Raw genomic sequence first — 19,489 nt, 5'->3', positions numbered from 1 at the left:
GGGGGTGGGTCCGCGTCTTTGCTGCTGCGGGATTGTTGGCGACAAGGAGCGTTGTTCCTGTGGTCACGAAACGGTGTTCGCGTCCGCTGTCCGGTTCCCGGACCGTCACGGCACGCGCCGGTGGCGGCGCGTGGGTGGTTTTCCTTTTGGCCGGTCGGGGTCCCCGTTTGGGGGTCCGGGCCGTTGATGGTGGTTTTTGCGGTGGCCATGGCCCAGGTGTGACGCCCGGTCCCTTTCCGAACCCGGAAGCTAAGGCCTGGCACGGTGATGGTACTGCACCCGGCAGGGTGTGGGAGAGTAACACGCCGCCGCAAACGTTCTTGTCGGGGTTTCCCGTGGAGCCGACGCTCCGGGAAACCCCACCTTTTTTGTTTCCGGGGATTCATCGGCCCCGGTACTCCCGCACGGGTCTTCCCCGACCGGGTTCCAGAGAGGGTCCCCGGGAAGTCCTTTGCGTATCCCGATACAAACCAAGAGAAAAACACCGCTCCTGCGGTCCCTGCATATCTGAATGCATGGATACACTGAATGCTTATGCACTATTTCGTACCCAAACGTTGCACCGAGTCGAACAAGATCATGTATCACGACAAAGCAACGGCTCAGCAAGCTGCCGACCAAAGTTGGCGTGAACGCGGCACCGAGCTATGGGTATATCGTTGCGAATTCTGCGGAACATGGCATCTGACGCATCGCGATCCACGATCCAACTACACATATGTGCCATTCAACCAACAGCTCAAGCCCCATTCCCGCAAGAAAGGCTACAAGCCCCGCAGAAAATAGTCGTTCAAATCCGATTTCGGAGCAATCCGCGCTTCAGCAAATCGTCGACAATGGAAGGCGCATAGCTGATTCGTCGTTAAAAAACATGCGTCCTGTCCGGCGAAAACCGAACAGGACAATCATCATGATGGCAAAAAGTATAGGACACAAGCCCGAGAGCTTGAGGCAGTGAAGCCTAGCGGTCCAAGCGGAAGCCCTGACGTTTGGCGTTCGGGGCCACGGTCTTACCGTTCACGCCTTCATCGACTGCGTTGGACGCAATCTGATCGCTGAATGCATCAACCGGACGGTCGGTGTTGCGCAAGTCGTAATACCGGTGCACTTTCTCGTCAAACTCAGCCAAGCCGGACAGCACGCTTTCGTCGCTCTCCGGATACTCGTTCTCAAAGAATTGCATCGTACGTGGCATGCGAGGCTTGACGTCGGGATCCTGATCCGGCTTGCCGATGGCAAGGCCCAACACGGGGTACGTGTATTCCGGCAGATTCAGCAGATCGATCAGCGCCGGAACGTCATTCAGCAGCGAGCCGAGAATCACGCAGCCAAGGCCGAGTGAGTATGCGGCCGTTTCCATCGCATGCAGGGCCAGTACGGCATCGTTCTGGGCCTGTGAGTAGCGGTAACTGCCATTCAGCGTAAACGTGTCGGAAGTGGTATCTACGCCCTTTGTGGAAGCGATTGCGGCATTGCGGTGTTCGTCAAGTACGAACACATACAGCAGTGGCGCGGTGGCGATATACGGCTGTCCGCCGATTTCGGCGAGACGCTTCTTGGCTGCGGGATCGGTCACGCGGATTGCGGACCAGTCATTGAGGAACTGGCTGCTCGCCGCATGCTGTGCAACGGTTTCAAGGGTTTCGATTACATCATCCCCCAGCGGCTTCGACTTGAATTTGCGGATGGAACGACGTTCCAGCAGAGTGTCAACAGTGGCATTGTGAAGAAGATTGCTCATGTCACCCATTTTCGTCCGTTTTGCAGGATTACGCAAGGATGCCTTGGTTCAGCCGGTAGAGGATTCCGGATTCTTCGGCAGCAGGATCCGCAACGTGAACACACTGTCGGTATTATCCACCTGCATGGTGCCGCCGTACTGTTCGACCGTGTGCAGCATGCTTTTCATGCCGAATCCGTGTCGGGTGGCATCCTGATGCGTCGTAATGGGCAGGCCATTACGAAAACGCAGCCGACGCTGATGATAGTTCTGAATCTGAATCAGCATCAGGTTGCCTTGTGATGAGAAGCGTACGTTGATTACCCTCTTGGATGGGTCATTCAGTTCCATGGTGGCGTTGATGGCATTGTCGAGCGCGTTGCCGAACAGTGCATAGATATCCGCGACCTGCATGAAGTCCAGTGAATCGCCGCTCGGCATGCAGGTGAGTTGAATATCGTGAGATTGACAGTACAGGCCTTTTTCCATCAGTACGGTATTGAGGGCCTTGTTGCCTGTGTCGATGCGGGTGTCGTAGATCATGATCGCCCGTTCGGCTTCGGCGAAGTATGCGTCACGCTCCGGGCTTTCCTGCATGGTCTGCAGCGTGCGAATCTGATGTTTCAGGTCGTGGCACTTACGATTGATGATGTCAATCGTCTCCTGGCTGACCGTATACTGCTTCTGTTGCTGCAGCAGCGTGTATCGTACGCCGTCGAGTTCGCGCTGCAGTTCGGCCTTGTCATGATTGCTGCGCTGAGCCCACATGATGTAAAAGCAGCATAATGCGTCACTGATGTGGTAGACCACGCCATGGAGTGAGACATCATCATGGCACAACACGCCCAATACCCACACGAACAGCAGAATGCAGGCCATGGGGAACAGGTCATTGCGATTCACCCGATAATGTCCATGCACTGCGAGTTTGCGTGCAAACATGATGAAGAACGCGCCGTAGATGGCGATATAGATCACCGTGGTCAACAGTCCGTTGAGGAGCGTGGGCAGATCCGGCGTTGTGCGTCCGAGTGCGATGCTGAGCGCCAGATAGCATTCGTTGGCCGCATGCTGCGTGGCGTTCGCACAGATGGTGCAGTAGAGTACTTCCGACAATCCCGCCTGCAGACACAACGCCACTGCGGGAAGGCATATGACCGCGAATGCAGGCCAATACAGTATGGCCAACAGCAGGTTGTCGGGTACCGTGACGGCGGCGCCGAACATATAGGCGATCATTAGCAGAACAATGGTGCATGAAGCGAATCGTGCGGAGAAACGACGTCGTTTTGCGACCGGAATCATGAACAGTAGGCAGGCCACGATGATCTGTGCCATGTAGGAAACCTGCAGCCAGGCGTGGTCGATCATACGCTGGTGCCTCCCATGTATTCGGTGAGTGCGTTCATAAACGGTTTCTTTTTGGTTCGGCTGATTGGCAGCCAGTCGCCTCCGACCTGCACGGAGTCCTTGGCCACGGCCGTGACCTGCTTGAGATTGACCAGATAGCTGTTATTGCAGCGTTCGAACGGCAATCCCTCCAGTTTGGCTTCCCAGTTGCGTAGGGAGTCACGTTGCCGGATGACGTCTTGTGTGGTGTGGAAGGACAGATGGTGCCCACGCACTTCCACATAGTAGAGATTGTCGGATGAAATGCGTAGAAAACCGTCCGTCGTCGGGAAAACGAGCGATTTCCTACGACGATTGCCGATCAGTGTCAGAATACCGCGCATTTTGATGGAGAAGGAGTAGTAGTTGATGGGTTTGAGTATGAAATCCAACGCATGTACGGCATAGCCATGAATCGCCATCTGCGCCATGTTGGTGACGAATACCAGTGGAACGTCGGCGTCCATCTGACGTAGGCGTTGTGCGGCGGACATGCCGTCGGTGCCGGGCATGTCGATATCCATGCAGACCAGGTCGAAGGAGTGGTCGTAGCCGTCAAGAAAATCATCGGCGCCGGCAAATTCGACGATGACAATTGCGGATCCGCTCTCCTGCGCAAGCCGTTCGAACGATGCCTGCAGGGTCTTGCGTTCGTCGGCGTCATCGTCGATGATTGCGATCCTCACGGTGTTCATGCCTCCTCATTGCGACGGATTCCATTATAGGAAACGTCACATGCTCGGGTCGAATGGCGAAAGAGCCAGTTATGCCCCTGGGAATGACCAGTTACGCCATCCGGGAAGGTAGGGGGTGACCGTGCCGCACACCATGGAATTGACATTGATGTCGATATCAACATGTGACAACGAAGGAGTCGAGATGAAAGGGAATTCCGGTCTGCTGTGGCGAGGGCTCACATCGGTGACAGGCACATTGCTGGTGCTTGGCATCTGTGGGACGCAATGCTCGTACATGTATGCGGGAACGATCAACTCCGCGCTGGGAACATCCAGCACGAGAATCGTCGCCGGTGAAGGCGGCGGAAACACTACGTACTACGCCAGCGAATATGGCGACTTGAATGCCGAAAATCTACAGAAGCTCATCGCCGACGCGTACGGCGAGTCCGTGCTTGAGCAGGAGGAGGGTTCGGTGCTGTTGCGCAACAACGACGGCACGCTGCCGCTTGCCTCAGACAAACATGTCACGTTGTTCGGCCACGCCGTGGTGCAGCCGGTCTACAGCCCGGGTGGCGCCAACAGTGCCGCCGACACCGGCAAATATGTGATTGATCTGAAATCCGCACTGGAACATGCCGGTTTCTCGGTGAACAACACTCTGTTTGACGCCTATTCGAAGAGCGATACCAAGCGTGTGGCCAGCAACAACCTGCAGGTTTCCGGCGATCCACGTTCGAATGGCGCGTTGAATGACGCCCCGGTGCTTGGCGAGGAGCCGGCATCGTTCTATACCGATCAGCTCAAGGCCAGCTGGCAGGACGATTACCACGATGTCGCCATCGTCATGCTTGCCCGTGAAGGCGGTGAAGACAAGGAGATGATGATGAAGGATCCGGAGGGCATCAGTGCTCTGAGTCTGCATCAGGACGAGAAGGACCTGCTGCGGATGATCAAGGATTCCGGCAAGTTCTCCAAGACCATCGTGCTGCTCAATTCCGCCTTTCCGATGGAGGTCGGCTGGCTTGATGACTACGGTGTGGATGCCTGCATGTGGATCGGCAATCCAGGGCAGCGTGGTTTCGAAGGAGTGGCCAATCTGTTGGTGGGCAAGGCCAATCCTTCGGGCCGTTTGACCGACACGTATGCCGTCGATTCCATGTCGTCGCCGGCCGCGCACACTTCCAGCCAGAACTCAAACCAATGGACGAACGTCGATGAAGTGAACGCCGCAGTCAGCGATAAGCCGGTCAATATCGATAATGTGACCGTACAGTCCGAGAACATCTATGTCGGCTATAAATACTATGAGACCCGCTACGCGGACGCCGTGACGAATCCGGGCAGCGGAGCGGCCAGCTCGGTCGGAGCTTCACATGGTGCCTCGGCATGGAACTATGCGGACGAAGTCAGTTATCCGTTTGGGTACGGTCTGAGCTACACCACTTTTGAACAGACGCTCGACGGTGTGAGCTACGACCGTGACAAGGATGAATTCACCGCCAAGGTAACGGTGAAGAACACCGGTGATATTGCGGGTGCCTCTGTAGTGGAACTGTATGCGCAGACCCCGTATGGCGAATATGAGCGGAAGAATCTGGTCGAGAAATCCGCCATCCAGCTTGCCGGCCAAGGCCGTACCAAGACATTGCAGCCGGGTGCTTCCGAAACCGTGGACGTTACGGTGGACCGCTACCTGTTGGCCAGCTATGACTATACCAAGGCCAAGGGCTATATTCTGAGCGCCGGTGACTACTATTTCACCATTGGCGACAATGCGCATGATGCTTTGAATAATGTACTTGCGGCCGAAAACGCCACTGGTATGACCGACTTCGATGGCAAGCCGGTGGAAGGGGATGCGGCCAAAACCTACCGGTGGTCGTATGACGACGTCGACACCAAGACCTATGCCAAATCCGATGCGGGCGAACGGGTCACCAACCGGTTCGAGGATGCCGACGCGAACTATTGGAAGGATGGTGCCGTCACCTATCTGACCCGTTCCGATTGGAAAGGCACCTTCCCGACCGAACCGGTCAAGATGACCGCTACCGGCAAGATGATCGAACTGCTTAAGGGTGATCTGTATCGGCAGTCCAAGGATTCCAAGTCCGTCAGCGACTACACGCAGGGAGCCGACAATGGTCTGACGTTCGTGATGATGAAAGACGTCGATTACAACGATGACGAGACCTGGAACAAATATCTTGACGAAATGACCATCGATGAGATGACCACCCAGCTTTCCGATTTGTTCGGCACGGCCGAAGCGGCTTCCGTGAACCGACCGGCGTATGCGGCTGGTGACGGTACCGCCAGCGTCGGCGGCAATACCTACGCCAAAGAGTACGGTGACGCCCGTGACGTCACCCTGTATCCGGCGACCAATGTGCTCGCCAGCACTTGGGATTACGGATGCATGCAACGTCGTGGCGAACTGGTCGGTGAGGAAGCCCTGTATGCCAAGACCCCGGTCGGATGGGGTGGTGGCGGCAATCTGCACCGCACTCCGTTCGGCGGGCGCAATGGCGAATACTGGTCCGAAGACAGCATCATGGTCTACCTTGACAACCTCGTGGAACTTTCAGCTGCTCAGAAGAAAGGCTTCGCACAGGGTGTCAAGCATGTTGCAGGCAATGATCAGGAGCTGTATCGCGAAGGTCTGAACATGTTCTTCAACGAGCAGGCATTCCGCGAGGGTGCGCTCAAGGGCGTGGAAGGCATCGTCAGCAACGAGAACGCCACCGCTTTGATGATGTCGTTCAACAGGCTCGGTGTGGTCTGGTCCTCAGCCAGCACCGCGCTGACCACTCAGGTGATCCGCAACGAATGGGGCTTTAAGGGCATGATCGAAACCGACGGCGTGGCCGGCGGCTCCTACAAGTCGCATTTCCCGTCATCATTGGCGGCAGGCGTGACCACCTACTGCATCGATCCGGGCAATACCGCGGCCGCAGGCATCAAGAAGCAGATCGAAGACAATGACGACGGCGATATGCTCGGCTATCTGCGCACCTCAATGAAGAACTTCCACTATGCGCTGACTCGTACCAGCCTGATCAACGGGTTGGATGCCAACGCCAAAGTGGTCAAAGTCACCCCTTGGTGGCGTTACGCGATCTTCGGTGTGGATGCGGCGTTTGCGTTGATGACGCTTGGCTGCGCCTGCATGATGTGGCGTTCCGGACGTCGAGGCAAGAATGCGCGGGAAACGGTCAAGGTCGAATCCGAAACCGCGACGGGAAAGTGAGGAATCATCATGAATAGCAGAACTCTATCCATGTTCTCCGACAGAACTATCGGCTTTTACCTAGGGCTCGCCGCCGGTGTGATGGCCATCGTCTCACTGGTTGCCTACGCCATGTATGCCGTTGCCGCCGGCTCATACAACGTGTGGGTCATCGCACCGCTTGTGTTGGTCGTGCTTGCGCAGGCCGCGACCATACCGCTTGACAATGACTGGCTGATTGCCGTAACGCCGGCGATAGGCATGATCGCATGGTGTGCGTTCGTCATGGAATGCATGTATACGTTCGTCGGCCATTTCATGAATCTGAACATGTTCGGCGACCAGAGCCTGTTCGATCCGGTCATGACGGTGACCGTGCTGACCGCAGTCACCGTGCTGATGCTCATGGTGTCGTCGTTCATGCGTAAACGTAAGTAGGCTGCCAGCCTTCCGCCATTTGTCAGACGTCGTTCGGGCGAAGGGGCGCCACGATCGTTCTTGCGCCCGAATGACGACCTTCCTTCGTGAACGTCTTTGAAAGCACCATCATGAACAGAATCCCATTCAATACCGGCTGGACGTGCCGTCCGGCCGCATCCGAGGCCGAGGAAGTGCCGGTGACCATTCCCCACGACGCCATGCAGTGGGATCCGAAAAGCGCCGACAGCCCATCCGGAGTGAACAGCGGCTGGTACAGCGCTCGCGACTACCTGTACACCAAGCATTTCTCTTCCGCCGACATTCGCAGATCTTCCGGTGATCTCACCCTGCTCGAGTTCGAAGGTGTCTACCGTAATGCCCGCATACGATTGAACGGTAGGCTGATCGCCTCCCATGATTATGGCTATTCCGGCTTCTATGCGGATCTGAGCGAGTACATAGCCGAAGGCGACAACGTGTTGACGGTCGAAGCGCATAACAGCGACCAGCCGAACTGTCGCTGGTATTCCGGTACCGGCATCTATCGTCCGGTATGGCTATGTGTCATGCCGGAGCGACATATCATGCCCGACGGCGTGCGCATAACGACGGTCGATTACCGTACCGGACGCATCGCGGTCGACGTACGCACCAGCCATCCGGGAGTCGTATATGTGAGCGTTCTCGATGCCGACGGCAGGTCCATGGCGCAATTCAAGGCGTTGTCGGATTGGCTCGATGGGCGAGGCAATCTCATGCATGAGGAATGCGTGATTCCCGATGTTCGCCTGTGGAACACCGATGAGCCGAATCTCTACACCTGTGTGGTGCGGTTCGGCGATGACGAGCAACGTGAGGTCTTCGGCGTGCGTACGGTGGAATGTGATGCGCGACGGGGATTCCGTATCAATGGCGAACGTGTGATCCTGCGTGGTTGCTGCATCCACCATGACAACGGACTGCTGGGCGCATGCGCATATCCGGCCGCCGAGGAACGCAAGGTGGCGTTGCTGAAAGGCGGCGGTTACAATGCCATCCGTTCCGCGCACAATCCTTGTTCCAAGGCGTTGCTTGACGCCTGTGACCGACTGGGCATGTTGATGCTCGACGAGTATGTGGACGGCTGGTACATCCACAAGACCCGCTACGACTACGGCACCGAAGTGGAGGCGAACTATCGTGATGATCTGGCCGATCTGGTGGCCAAGGACTATAACCATCCGAGCGTGATCATGTATTCGATCGGCAATGAGGTGTCGGAAACCGCGCAGCCGCGAGGTATCGCTCTGACCGACGCCATGACGCAATATCTGCATGGGCTCGATGCGACCAGACCAGTGACCTGCGGCGTCAATATCTTCTTCAATTTCCTGTCATCCATGGGACTTGGCGTGTATACCGACGAAAAAGCGATGAAGGAAATCGAACATTCCGGCAAGAAGAAGGCGGTCGGCAGCGAATTCTTCAATCGGCTCGCAGGCATCATGGGAGCCGACTTCATGAAGTTCGGCGCGACCTTGCCTCCTTGCGATTGGAAGACGCGCGGCGCGTTCGCCGTGATGGACGTTGCCGGATACAACTACGGCATCCGCCGATACAGGCATGACCTGAACAGATATCCGGATCGCGTGATCGTCGGCTCGGAAACCTTCTGCTCGGATGCGGCGCGATTCTGGGATTTGGCGCAGAGCAATCCGCGGCTGATCGGTGATTTCGTATGGTCCGGTATGGATTATCTCGGGGAAGTCGGTATCGGCTCGCAGGAGTATGCGGAATATGCCAAGAACTTCGACGGATCACTTGGCTGGGTGAGTGCGGGCGCCGGTCGATTCGACCTGACCGGCAAGCCTTTGGCGGAGGCTTCATACACTCAGGTCGCATTCGGTCTGAAACCGATTGCGATCGGCGTGGTGCCGGTCGGTCTTGGCCGTGAACATTCGCCGTCCGCCTGGAAGATGACCAATGCGGTCGAAAGTTGGTCGTGGGACGGTCAGGAAGGTGAACGCACGCAAGTGGAGGTATATGCGCGTGCCGCCAGGGTGAAACTCTTGCTGAACGGACGTGAAATCGGGTCGGCTCGTGTCGGACGTGACGCTCGCGTGACATTCACGGCCGTCTACAGGCCGGGCAGTCTGACGGCGGTGGCGTATGACGCCGACGGCGTGGAAATCGCGAGAACATCACTGGCCACGGCAGGCAAGGAAACGAGATTGCATGCCGTGCCGGAAGCGGAGCGCATCGCGCTCGGTGACGGGCTCGCATATGTGCGGTTCATGTATGCCGACGTTGCGGGAACCGTCAAACCATTACTGCGAGGTGACGTGCATATCGAAGTGGAAAACGGCGAAATCCTGGGTTTTGGCAGCGCCTGCCCATACTACGAGCGTAGCTATCGCAGCGATACCGCCGACACCTACTACGGCGAGGCGATGGCCATCATCAGGCCTTGCGAGACGGGAATCCTCAGCGTGAAGGCAAGCAGTCCGTACGGTGAGGCCACGGCTCGAATCGAGGTGAGATAATGGCGGTCAATCCTTGGCGAACCTTTGCGAGGAATCATCCGAAGGCCGCAAAATGGGTCTGGCAGATAGGCGTGTTCTATCTGTTCAGTCTGGCGGTCACCGTGCTGCAATATGCGTTGTTCACGTTCCTGCCGTATCTGTTTGGCGAGGGGCTGGCCTCCACGGCATTCATGTGGCCGCATATTCCGATATCGTTCGCAGGCATCGACTACTCGTGGAATGTGCTTGGCTATGAGGTGGCGCGCAATGCGGCCGGGGAAGTGGTGATCGGCGGTGGCCTTGGATATTTCCTGAGCTATGAGATCGGATCATTCGTGGCGCAGTGCGTCAACTTCCCGCTGCAACGCAACGTGACGTTCAAATCACATGGCAACGTGGCATATCAGATACTGTGGTACTTCATCGCATGGGTGCTGATCTCATTGTTCTGCAACGCCATCAACGGCCTGTGGCTGCCGTTGGCGCAGGCACGGTTCGATCCAGCCGTATACAATCTGCTGGTCACGTTCATCACCGGAGGCGTGTCCATGGTGATCTACTTCTTCGTATACAAAATCATCTTCCCGGAGGGCAAGTCGGACGATCGGTGATGATCGTGCTACCTGCGCTTGGCGTGGCGATGGTTGACGATGGCCTTGGAACCGCGGTCGGACAGTTGCGAGACCAGTGCGCCCAAGGCTGCGGAAATGACGGCGAAGGCGATGCCGAGGATGGCGTCCTTGCGTGCGTCGGTGGTGCCGTCGGGAAGGGTCGCCTTGCGGCCAACGCTCTGCTTCCACGCCATCTCGAACACCTTGCCGAACGCCAGTCCGACCAGCGTAGGCATGGCGAACTTGAAGATTTTGTCACCGAAGGAATCGGGATCGTTCAGTCTCTGATCGCGCTTGGCGTTCACTTTCCCGTCAATGTTGCGCAGGGCCGCTACCACACGGTCCGCTGTAGATTCCAGATCTGGCGTTTCACTCATGGTTCCATAGTAATGCGTGATCGACGTGCTTTCCTGCCAATCCGGATGGGCGAAGCGCGTAGCGGAATGATGTTGCGATTTCCGAAGACACGAGGGAGCAAGTGCAGGGGTTCATGGGCGGGGTCGGTTAGAGTAGGGATATGACTGAAAATCATGTTGGAAGCAAGGACGCTTCCGTTGTTGCGCCCGGACGCTTGGTGCTGTTGCGCCACGGACAGACGGTGTGGAGCGAATCCGGTCAGCATACCGGACGCACTGATATTCCATTGACCGACACCGGTCGACTACAGGCCGAATCCGCGGGAGAGCGTTTGCGTTCGGCCTTCCCGAACGGTTTCGATCCAGGCTGCATGTTCGCAAGTCCGCTTCGCCGTGCCCGCCAGACCGCGGCGCTCGCCGGTTACGGCGATTACAGGATCCTGCCCGAGATCGCCGAATGGGATTACGGTCGCGCCGAGGGGCGCACACGCCAGCAGGTCAGCGAGGCTAGCGGTTTCGCCTGGGACGTATGGCGGGATGGTCCGCGCTCGCTGAACCCCGGACTTGAAGGCGATTGGATTGAGACATTGCCGTCCGGCGAGCAGGTTCCCGTGCATAACGGTCCGGGCGAGGACGTGGAGGAGGCCGCCGCGCGTACCCGGGACGCCATCGAACGGGTATTGCCGTTGCTGAACGTCGGCCACGATGTGCTGCTGGTGGCTCATGCGCATATTCTGCGCATCCTTACTTCGCAATGGTTGGGCGTCGACCCGCATTTCGCCCGTCTGCTGCGGCTCGATACCGCGCATTACTGCATCCTGAGCCAGTACAAGGGTGACAATGTCATAGAGCGTTGGAACTGCTGAAATACGCGAGACAAAAGGTCTTTGCTCACTTTCAAAACGGTTGCCCCGAGGATGTTTTCTATGGGCCGGGAAAGGGAGACGTCGTAGGTACGCCCGTACGGTATGTATGCCGTACGGGTTTTCGTTGTCGTCCGTTCTGCCGATGGCTTGCCTGTCGGTGTATGATGCGTGCTTGACGCCCGATGATGTGCTTCACATAGCTATGCATTCGTTTGCTTATCGCCGGATTCCCAGGCCGAAGGATGACCTTTGATTGAACCAAATGTGTGGAAAAGCCGGAGAATGATGGTCTGCGAACAAGGTGTGTCGCAAACGATTTCATCACAAGATATGTCAGAAAAGTGTTGCAAATAAAGAGATTTCAAATATCTGAAAAGTCATAAAATGATGAATTGCAAGGCTTGATTTGCTTACGTTTGCAAAAAACCGAGAAATGCGGCACAATGGTGGTTGCCGGAGTCGTGAAGACGCAACTTCGAGAAAGACATGTTTCCAGCGGGATGTCTGGAAGCTAGGAATGGAAGAGAAAGGTTCGATGATGAATCGCACTATCAAGGCGGCGGTAGGCATGATCGCCATTGCTGCAATGTCCGTCGGCACGCTTGCCGCGTGTGGCTCGGATTCCAGCTCCAGTGATGGCAAAGGCAAGGTCTACTACTTGAACTTCAAGCCGGAAGCCAATGACGCCTGGCAGGCACTGGCCAAGAAGTACACCAAGAAGACCGGCGTCGAAGTCAAGGTCCAGACCGCGGCGTCGGGCACCTACGAGCAGACCCTGAAGTCTGAAATCGCCAAGAGCGAAGCCCCGACCCTGTTCCAGGTCAACGGTCCGGTCGGCTACCAGAATTGGAAGTCCTACACCGCCGACATGTCCGATACCGAGCCGTATAAGGAGCTCATCGACCAGTCCGTCGCCCTCAAAGACGGAGACAAGGTCGTCGGCGTTCCGTATGCCATGGAGACCTACGGCATCATCTACAACAAGGACATCCTCAACAAGTACATCGCCACTGACGGCGCCAAGATCAAGAGCGTCGACGACATCGACAACTTCGACACCCTGAAGGCCGTTGCCGATGACATGCAGGCCAAGAAGGACGAGCTCGGCATCAAGGGAGCCTTCACTTCCGCCGGTTTCGATTCCAGCTCAGATTGGCGCTTCAAGACCCATCTGGCCAACCTGCCGCTGTATTACGAGTTCAAGCAAGACAAGATCACCGAGCAACCGGAGACCATCAAGGGCACCTATCTGCCGCAATACAAGCAGATCTTCGACCTGTACCTTAAGGATTCCACCACCGAGCCGACTCAGTTGAGTTCTAAGACCGGTGACGACGCCACCTCCGAATTCTCCCTGGGCGAGGCCGCCTTCTACCAGAACGGTACCTGGGCGTGGTCCGATCTCAACAAGAATGGCATGAAGGCCGATTCCCTCGGCATGCTTCCGATCTATATCGGCGTCAAAGGTGAGGAAAAGCAGGGCTTGGTCACTGGTTCCGAAAACTACTGGTGCATCAACGACAAGGCTTCCGACGCCGACAAGAAGGCCACCAAGGACTTCCTGAAGTGGGTCATCACCGACAAGGACGGCATTGAGTCCATTTCCTCCGACATGGGCCTGACCACGCCGTTCAAGACCTTCAGCGACGTCAAGAGCGACAATCCGCTCACCCAGGCCGCCGTTGAGGACCAGAACTCCGGCAAGACCGCCGTTTCTTGGAACTTCACCATGATGCCGTCCGAGGAGTGGAAGAACAAGCTTGGCTCCGCCCTCCTTGAATACGCTCAGGGCACCGGTGACTGGAATGCCGTCAAGACTGCGTTCGTGGATGGTTGGAAGACCGAATACGATGCGGCCCACTGAGAGGGCATGCGGACCCGGTCGAACGGTTGGGTTCGCCATGACTGAATACAACTGAATATTGTGCCGCGGCAGGCATTTCCTTTCCTCCTTTATGTGCCGCGGCCGGATGTGAAGACAACAAGGCCGCCACCACATTGTGCAAACGTGTGGTGGCGGCCTTGTTGTTGTCTTCAAACGCCTGCCGACGCTTCCGCGGCGACGTCGTATTCCGCTTAGGTGGATTGTCTATCGGTGCAGGCGTGCGGTGGTGGAGCGCACGATCAACTGCGCGGGGAACGTCGTGAACGGTTCCGCAAGCGGCTGCTTTTCGATGAGGCTCAATGTCATCCGTGCGGCTTCCTGCGCCATCTTGACAGGCTCTTGACGGACGGTGGTCAGGCCGAGGTCGCGTGCGTAGGTGCTGTCGTCATAGCCGATGATGGAAATGTCATTCGGCACGGTGAAGCCATTGCGTTCCAGTTGGAACAGGAGAGGCACCGCGATGCCGTCCTCCTGGCAGGCAATGGCCGTCGGCATGTGGTCGAGGCTCAGCAGCTGCGTGACGACCTTGCTGATGTTGTTCTTGCCTTCGTCGGTGACGAGTACGCGCGGCGTGATGCCGTTGGTTGCGCAGCATGCCATGAATGATTCGAAACGGCCCTGCACGCTGAAGTGCAACGTCACATCGCGGTCGGTGCGGATGTAGGCGATGTCGTTGTGCCCGAGCGTCATCAGATGACGTGCGGCGAGCTCGGAGCCTTGCTTGTCGTCGATGCGCACTGCCGCGTCGAATCCGCGTTCCTCCGGCTGGATCGAGTTGATGCCGATAATTGGCACGTTTACGGATTTGAGCTGTTTGATTTCGCTGCTGTCGATGTCGAAGGAGATGACGATTACGGCATCGACGTTGCGGCGGACCGGCAACATGTCGAAGAATTCGCGGCGTTCTTCGATGCTGGACATCTGGTAGATGGAGATGTCGTAGCCCTCGTCGTGGAAGACCTGGTTCAGACCTTCGATGATGGATGAGCTGAACCACAGATTGAGTCTGCCGGAGACCAACACCGCGATGCGCAGTGCACGGCCGGTCTTCAGCGCCGCCGCTGAGCGGGAGATGGAGGAGTTCAGCTCGTCGGCCGCTTTCATCACCTTCTCGCGGGTGGTTGCCGATACCAGATCGGGGCGCGTGAACGAGCGCGAGACCGTCGAAATGGATACATGCGCAAGTTGCGCCACATCTTGAATACTGCTTTTCATATACTGACCTCTTTAGTGTTCAGCATACTGTATTGCAAGGTTTTGCAAAAGCCGGCTTACAAACGTTTGCAAAAAAATTTGATAATCCAAAATCTTTGAGATTTCAATATATTGAATACTTCTACTGATATGACAACGTTGCTGAATCTATGAGTTAAAGTAGGCAAAAATGACAACGTTTGACATTTAGTGTCATGACGTTTATCATGGCCAATGAGCGCCTGAAATGAGACCGAACAGAGCAGTGACGTTTCCACCTCAGGCCAATGATTGCAAAGGGATTCCGCGACACGTTGACGTGAGTGCGGAATCAGGAGGAAGAAAGCAGGCACGCATGATCAGCATGACCGGCAAGGCGATACGGAAATGGTGGGCGCTATTCGCGTTACCTACGTTCGCTGCGTTCATCATCGGGTTCGTGATCCCGTTCATCATGGGTATATATTTGAGCTTCTGCAAATTCACCACTGTTACCGACGCGGAGTTCGTGGGGCTCAAAAACTATCAAAAGGCATTCGCGGATAAGGAATTTTTGCATGCGCTCGGCTTTTCCGTGGCGCTGACCATCGTGACGACCATCGTGATCAACGTGGCCGCATTCGCCATCGCGTATATGCTCACCAAAGCCATCAAGGGTTCAAACATCTTTCGTTCCGTGTTCTTCATGCCGAACCTCATCGGCGGCATCATCCTGGGCTATATCTGGATGCTGCTGCTCAACGGCATCCTCGCCCATTGGGGCCGCGCACTGACATACAGCGCCACATACGGATTTTGGGGCTTGGTCATCCTGGTATGTTGGCAGCAGATCGGCTACATGATGATCATCTATATCGCAGGCATGCAGTCCCTGCCGACTGACGTGCTTGAAGCCGCCGCCGTTGACGGGGCGACCGGATCGCAGACCATGTTCAGGATCATCATTCCGCTGATGATGCCATCGATCACCGTCTGCTCGTTCCTGTGCGTAACCAACGGGTTCAAGCTTTATGATCAGAACCTTGCGTTGACCAACGGCGCTCCGTCGAACATGTCCGAGGGCTTGGCCATGAACATCACACGCACCTTCTACGGGCGCATGGGTTGGGAAGGCGTCGGCCAGGCCAAGGCCGTGCTGTTCTTCGTCTTGGTGGCGGTGGTCGCAATCATTCAGAACAAACTCACGACTTCCAGGGAGGTGGAGGCATGATCTCCGGAGACAAGGTCAAACATGGTGGACTGTGGACCGTGCTGTTCGCGGTCATCTCGCTGGCATGGGTGTTCCCGATCGTATTGGTGCTCATCAACTCCTTCAAGCAGAAGGCATATATTTCGCGCAATGCGTTCTCCATTCCGACGGGCAAGGCGTTCGTCGGGCTTGAAAACTATACGCGTGGCATTGAAACCACGAATTTCTTCGCAAGCTTTGGCTGGACCCTGCTGATCACGGTCGGTTCCGTCACGTTGATTCTGGTATGCACGTCGATGTGCGCATGGTGGATCGTGCGTGTGAATAATTGGGCCGCCAAGCTCCTGTACACGCTGTTCCTGTTCAACATGATCGTGCCGTTCCAGATGGTCATGTTCACCCTGTCCAAACTCGCTGACATGTTGAAGCTCAACACCCCGTGGGGCCTGTGCTTCGTGTATCTGGGTTTCGGTGCCGGTCTGGCCGTGTTCATCTTTACGGGCGTGGTCAAAGGCATTCCGCAGTCCTTGGAGGAATCCGCGATGATCGACGGCGCCTCCGTACCGCGCATCTTCTTCCAGATCGTCGTGCCGATTATGAAGCCCTCAATCGTATCGGTCGCGATTCTTCAGGCCATGTGGATCTGGAATGACTACCTACTGCCGTACCTGACCCTTGACCTAGGCAAGTACAAGACCATCTCCGTGGCCATCCAGTACCTGAAAGGCGGCTACGGTTCGGTGGATATGGGCGCGATGATGGCATGTCTGGTCATGGCGATCATTCCGATCATCGTGTTCTACCTCATCTGCCAGAAGCATATCGTCAAAGGCGTGATGGCCGGTGCGGTGAAGGGCTGATTTCGAATCCGACCGATCGTGGCGCGGAGCTCATGAGACATCCGGATTGTTGTACAAGGTGGATCATGAGCTCCGCGCCACGATCGTTATTGAATGGGGGAGGGGACGTAGCGCCTGAATATGTGCTCGAGGATCGGGGTATGCAACATGATCATGGTGCCATAGCCGAGGATCAGCAGCAGAAACAGGCCCTGTGGCATGTAGAACCAACTGCCTGCCAGCAACGCCACAAACACCGCATCGATGGCGGCCAAAGCCAAGGTATGCCCGATGTTGCTCACGCCGAAAACGAACGCATTGCCCAACGTGCGCCAGAACGAGTTCTCAAAACGCGCCTGCAATGCCCAAATCCACTCGAATCCGATGATCCATACGATGCTCAATGCGAATTTCGGAATCAGCAGCGGTGTGATCTGCAGCACGATCCACGAGTAGACGCTGACCGCGCCGGTGACGCCGAAGATCAGCCAGTAGCCGGTCGTCTTGATGAAATTCGAGCGGAACGCGGCGAAATAATTGCGCGTCACCGTGCCCTCCCCGGCCAACGACTTACGGGCCGTGTCATGGCCGGCGGCCAAGGCCGCACCGATGGTGATGATCGGAATGCTGGTGACGATCATCAGGATGTTGATCCACATCGCGTCGACGGCGTCGCTCAGGCCACGCATAAAGCCGGAATCGGGTGAAAGAAACCTCATGGGCGCAAGTCTACTCGAACAGTCTGGCAATCGTTGTCGCCTCTAGGATGCGGGAGATCCGCACCTGTGCGGCAAACGATTGATGGTATCGTTTTCATAAGCAGATCGCAGTGAGAAAGGGGTCATGTATGACTGCAAACAATCAGCGTGACGATTGGTGGAAGCAGGCGGTGGTCTACCAGATTTATCCGCGCAGTTTCAAGGATGTGAACGGCGACGGATTGGGCGACATCGCCGGTATCACCGAAAAGATGGATTATCTGCAGGAGCTGGGCGTCGATGCGATCTGGCTGTCGCCGTTCTATCCATCCGATCTGGCCGACGGCGGCTACGACGTGATCGACTATCGCAACGTGGATCCGCGCCTCGGTACCATGGATGACTTCGATGCGATGGCTGCGGCCGCGCATCGGGCCGGTATCAAGGTAATCGTCGATATCGTACCGAACCACACGGCGGACAAACATGAGATGTTTCTCGAAGCGCTCGCCGCAGGTCGGGAATCGGCCGCACGTGACCGTTACATTTTCCGTGAGGGTCGTGGCGAGAACGGTGAACTGCCTCCGAATGACTGGCAGTCGCTGTTCGGCGGCCCGGCTTGGCAGCAGGTGGAGGATGGACAGTGGTACCTGCACCTGTTCGCGAAGGAGCAGCCGGACCTCAACTGGAAGAATCCGGACGTACATGAGGAATTCAAGAAGACCCTGCGATTCTGGTCCGATCACGGTACGGATGGCTTCCGTATCGACGTGGCGCACGGCTTGGCGAAGGATCTCGATTCCGTGCCGCTCGCCGACATGGACCCGATGGCGGTGCAGAAGCAACTGCCGCCGGAACATGGTCTGAGTCCTCTGTGGGATCGTCCTGAAGTGCATGAGATCTATCGTGAATGGCGTGACGTGTTCAACGAGTATGATCCGCCGCGTTTCGCAGTAGGCGAGGCCTGGGTACGCGCCGAATCTCAGCATATGTATGCCTCCACCGACGAGCTTGGACAAGTGTTCAACTTTGAATTCGCCGAAGCGGGCTGGTTCGCCGATGAATTCCGCGGCGCCATCGAGGATGGCCTGAAAGCGGCCACCGAGACCAATGGATCCACCACCACGTGGGTCATGAACAACCACGACGTGCCACGCAGCCCGTCCCGCTACGGTCTGCCACAGGTCAAGGGCGCACCGTTCCATCAGCTCGCGCATGATTGGCTGCTGCGTGACGGCGGCACCTACCCGGAGGATCGTGAGGTGGGCACCCGCCGTGCTCGTGCCGCCGCGCTGATGGAAATCGGTCTGCCGGGATCCGTGTATGTGTATCAGGGCGAGGAACTGGGCTTGTTCGAAGTGGCGAACATTCCGTGGGATCGTCTTGAGGATCCCACGCCACGCAACACCCGCCGCAACTTCACCGACAAAGGTCGTGACGGATGCCGTGTGCCGTTGCCGTGGAACGCCGACGATTGTGGTGAGCCGGCTCCATGGAATGATGATTTCATCGCCGGCGCGACGTTCGGTTTCGGACCGGTCTCGCATGCGGACGGTTCCGCCGTTGCCGATGCACATCTGCCGCAGCCGGTTTGGTTCAAGGATTTCGCCGCCGACGTTCAGATTGCTGATGATGATTCGATGCTGGCGCTGTACCGCAAACTGCTGAAATTGCGTCAGACCGTGCTGACGGCTACCGGCGATACGTCTGCCGAGTTGCTTGATATGGGAGATGCGGTGGTTGCGTATTCCCGTCCCGCCACGAAGGGCCGTCGATTCGTATCCGTCACGAATTTCGGAGCCGTATCGGTCGAGCTGCCGGAAGGCGGCGTGGTCATAGCCGAATCCGGTTTGTTGACCGATGACGGTGAACTCCCGCAGGACACGTCGGTCTGGATGCTGCTTGGCTGAGT

Annotated in this window: 16 protein-coding genes and 1 rRNA gene; 11 read left to right on the top strand and 6 right to left on the bottom strand. The window is 56.8% G+C overall.

Going from position 1 to position 19,489, the window contains the following annotated elements; translation table 11 throughout:
• The first annotated feature begins 197 nt into the window (after positions 1-197).
• Together rrf and BBDE_RS10580 are read left to right on the top strand one after the other, a co-directional pair.
• Positions 198-314, top strand: a 5S ribosomal RNA gene (gene rrf, locus BBDE_RS10585).
• Positions 315-534: 220 nt separating this feature from the next.
• Entirely contained in the window at positions 535-786 is a 252-nt protein-coding gene (locus BBDE_RS10580; RefSeq protein ID WP_012902603.1) for a hypothetical protein, read from the top strand.
• A 175-nt stretch (positions 787-961) separates the two neighbouring features.
• On the opposite strand, the gene BBDE_RS10575 is transcribed toward BBDE_RS10580, so the two are convergent.
• The 3 genes from BBDE_RS10575 to BBDE_RS10565 are packed head-to-tail and all read right to left on the bottom strand — an operon-like array spanning position 962 to position 3,804.
• Entirely contained in the window at positions 962-1,741 is a 780-nt protein-coding gene (locus BBDE_RS10575) for a nitroreductase family protein (RefSeq protein WP_033489350.1), read from the bottom strand.
• A 48-nt stretch (positions 1,742-1,789) separates the two neighbouring features.
• Positions 1,790-3,091, bottom strand: coding sequence for an ATP-binding protein (locus BBDE_RS10570; RefSeq protein WP_003838169.1), 1,302 nt, complete (start codon positions 3,089-3,091; stop codon positions 1,790-1,792).
• Complete coding sequence (locus BBDE_RS10565; RefSeq protein WP_003838171.1) at positions 3,088-3,804, bottom strand: LytR/AlgR family response regulator transcription factor; 717 nt, start codon at positions 3,802-3,804, stop codon at positions 3,088-3,090. The genes BBDE_RS10570 and BBDE_RS10565 overlap by 4 nt, the downstream gene beginning before the upstream one ends.
• A 184-nt stretch (positions 3,805-3,988) precedes the next feature.
• On the opposite strand from BBDE_RS10565, the gene BBDE_RS10560 reads away from it, so the two are divergent.
• The 4 genes from BBDE_RS10560 to BBDE_RS10545 all read left to right on the top strand — a co-directional run bounded on the left by BBDE_RS10560 (position 3,989) and on the right by BBDE_RS10545 (position 10,550).
• Entirely contained in the window at positions 3,989-7,039 is a 3,051-nt protein-coding gene (locus BBDE_RS10560; protein WP_228369720.1) for a glycoside hydrolase family 3 C-terminal domain-containing protein, read from the top strand.
• A gap of 9 nt (positions 7,040-7,048) precedes the next feature.
• Positions 7,049-7,456, top strand: coding sequence for a hypothetical protein (locus BBDE_RS10555; RefSeq protein WP_012902601.1), 408 nt, complete (start codon positions 7,049-7,051; stop codon positions 7,454-7,456).
• Positions 7,457-7,566: 110 nt separating this feature from the next.
• Positions 7,567-9,960 carry a glycoside hydrolase family 2 protein gene (locus tag BBDE_RS10550; RefSeq protein ID WP_033489348.1) on the top strand — a complete coding sequence of 798 codons (2,394 nt, stop codon included), beginning with the start codon at positions 7,567-7,569 and terminating at the stop codon, positions 9,958-9,960.
• Positions 9,960-10,550, top strand: a complete 591-nt coding sequence (locus BBDE_RS10545) for a hypothetical protein (protein WP_003838177.1) — start codon at positions 9,960-9,962, stop codon at positions 10,548-10,550. The genes BBDE_RS10550 and BBDE_RS10545 overlap by 1 nt, the downstream gene beginning before the upstream one ends.
• Before the next feature lie 8 nt (positions 10,551-10,558).
• Here BBDE_RS10545 and BBDE_RS10540 read toward each other — a convergent pair whose 3' ends face one another.
• Positions 10,559-10,927 carry a DUF4235 domain-containing protein gene (locus BBDE_RS10540; RefSeq protein ID WP_003838179.1) on the bottom strand — a complete coding sequence of 123 codons (369 nt, stop codon included), beginning with the start codon at positions 10,925-10,927 and terminating at the stop codon, positions 10,559-10,561.
• A 140-nt stretch (positions 10,928-11,067) separates the two neighbouring features.
• On the opposite strand from BBDE_RS10540, the gene BBDE_RS10535 reads away from it, so the two are divergent.
• On the top strand, positions 11,068-11,772 hold the full coding sequence (locus BBDE_RS10535; protein ID WP_003838180.1) for a histidine phosphatase family protein: 705 nt from the start codon (positions 11,068-11,070) through the stop codon (positions 11,770-11,772).
• 517 nt (positions 11,773-12,289) lie between these two features.
• The gene (locus BBDE_RS10530) at positions 12,290-13,636 is read left to right on the top strand and encodes an ABC transporter substrate-binding protein (RefSeq protein ID WP_003838183.1); all 1,347 of its coding nucleotides are present in this window, start codon (positions 12,290-12,292) and stop codon (positions 13,634-13,636) included.
• Between the two features lie 225 nt (positions 13,637-13,861).
• Here the strand turns inward: BBDE_RS10530 and BBDE_RS10525 are convergent, their stop codons facing one another.
• Entirely contained in the window at positions 13,862-14,872 is a 1,011-nt protein-coding gene (locus tag BBDE_RS10525; RefSeq protein ID WP_003838185.1) for a LacI family DNA-binding transcriptional regulator, read from the bottom strand.
• Between the two features lie 334 nt (positions 14,873-15,206).
• Here BBDE_RS10525 and BBDE_RS10520 point away from each other — a divergent pair, with 334 nt between their 5' ends.
• Both BBDE_RS10520 and BBDE_RS10515 read left to right on the top strand, forming a co-directional pair.
• Positions 15,207-16,061, top strand: a complete 855-nt coding sequence (locus tag BBDE_RS10520) for a carbohydrate ABC transporter permease (RefSeq protein WP_003838190.1) — start codon at positions 15,207-15,209, stop codon at positions 16,059-16,061.
• Complete coding sequence (locus BBDE_RS10515) at positions 16,058-16,900, top strand: carbohydrate ABC transporter permease (RefSeq protein ID WP_003838192.1); 843 nt, start codon at positions 16,058-16,060, stop codon at positions 16,898-16,900. Before BBDE_RS10520 ends, BBDE_RS10515 begins: the two co-directional genes overlap by 4 nt.
• An 86-nt stretch (positions 16,901-16,986) precedes the next feature.
• Here the strand turns inward: BBDE_RS10515 and BBDE_RS10510 are convergent, their stop codons facing one another.
• Positions 16,987-17,598 (bottom strand): YesL family protein, encoded by a 612-nt coding sequence (locus BBDE_RS10510; protein ID WP_003838193.1) that lies wholly within the window; start codon positions 17,596-17,598, stop codon positions 16,987-16,989.
• Positions 17,599-17,726: 128 nt separating this feature from the next.
• Here BBDE_RS10510 and BBDE_RS10505 point away from each other — a divergent pair, with 128 nt between their 5' ends.
• Positions 17,727-19,487, top strand: a complete 1,761-nt coding sequence (locus BBDE_RS10505) for a glycoside hydrolase family 13 protein (protein WP_003838194.1) — start codon at positions 17,727-17,729, stop codon at positions 19,485-19,487.
• The last annotated feature ends 2 nt before the right edge of the window (positions 19,488-19,489 follow it).

Origin of the sequence: Bifidobacterium dentium JCM 1195 = DSM 20436, assembly GCF_001042595.1 — a bacterium.
GTDB classification, from domain to species: Bacteria; Actinomycetota; Actinomycetes; order Actinomycetales; family Bifidobacteriaceae; genus Bifidobacterium; species Bifidobacterium dentium.
Note: the sequence above shows the minus strand (reverse complement) of the source record. Positions and strands in the feature narration are given on the sequence as shown.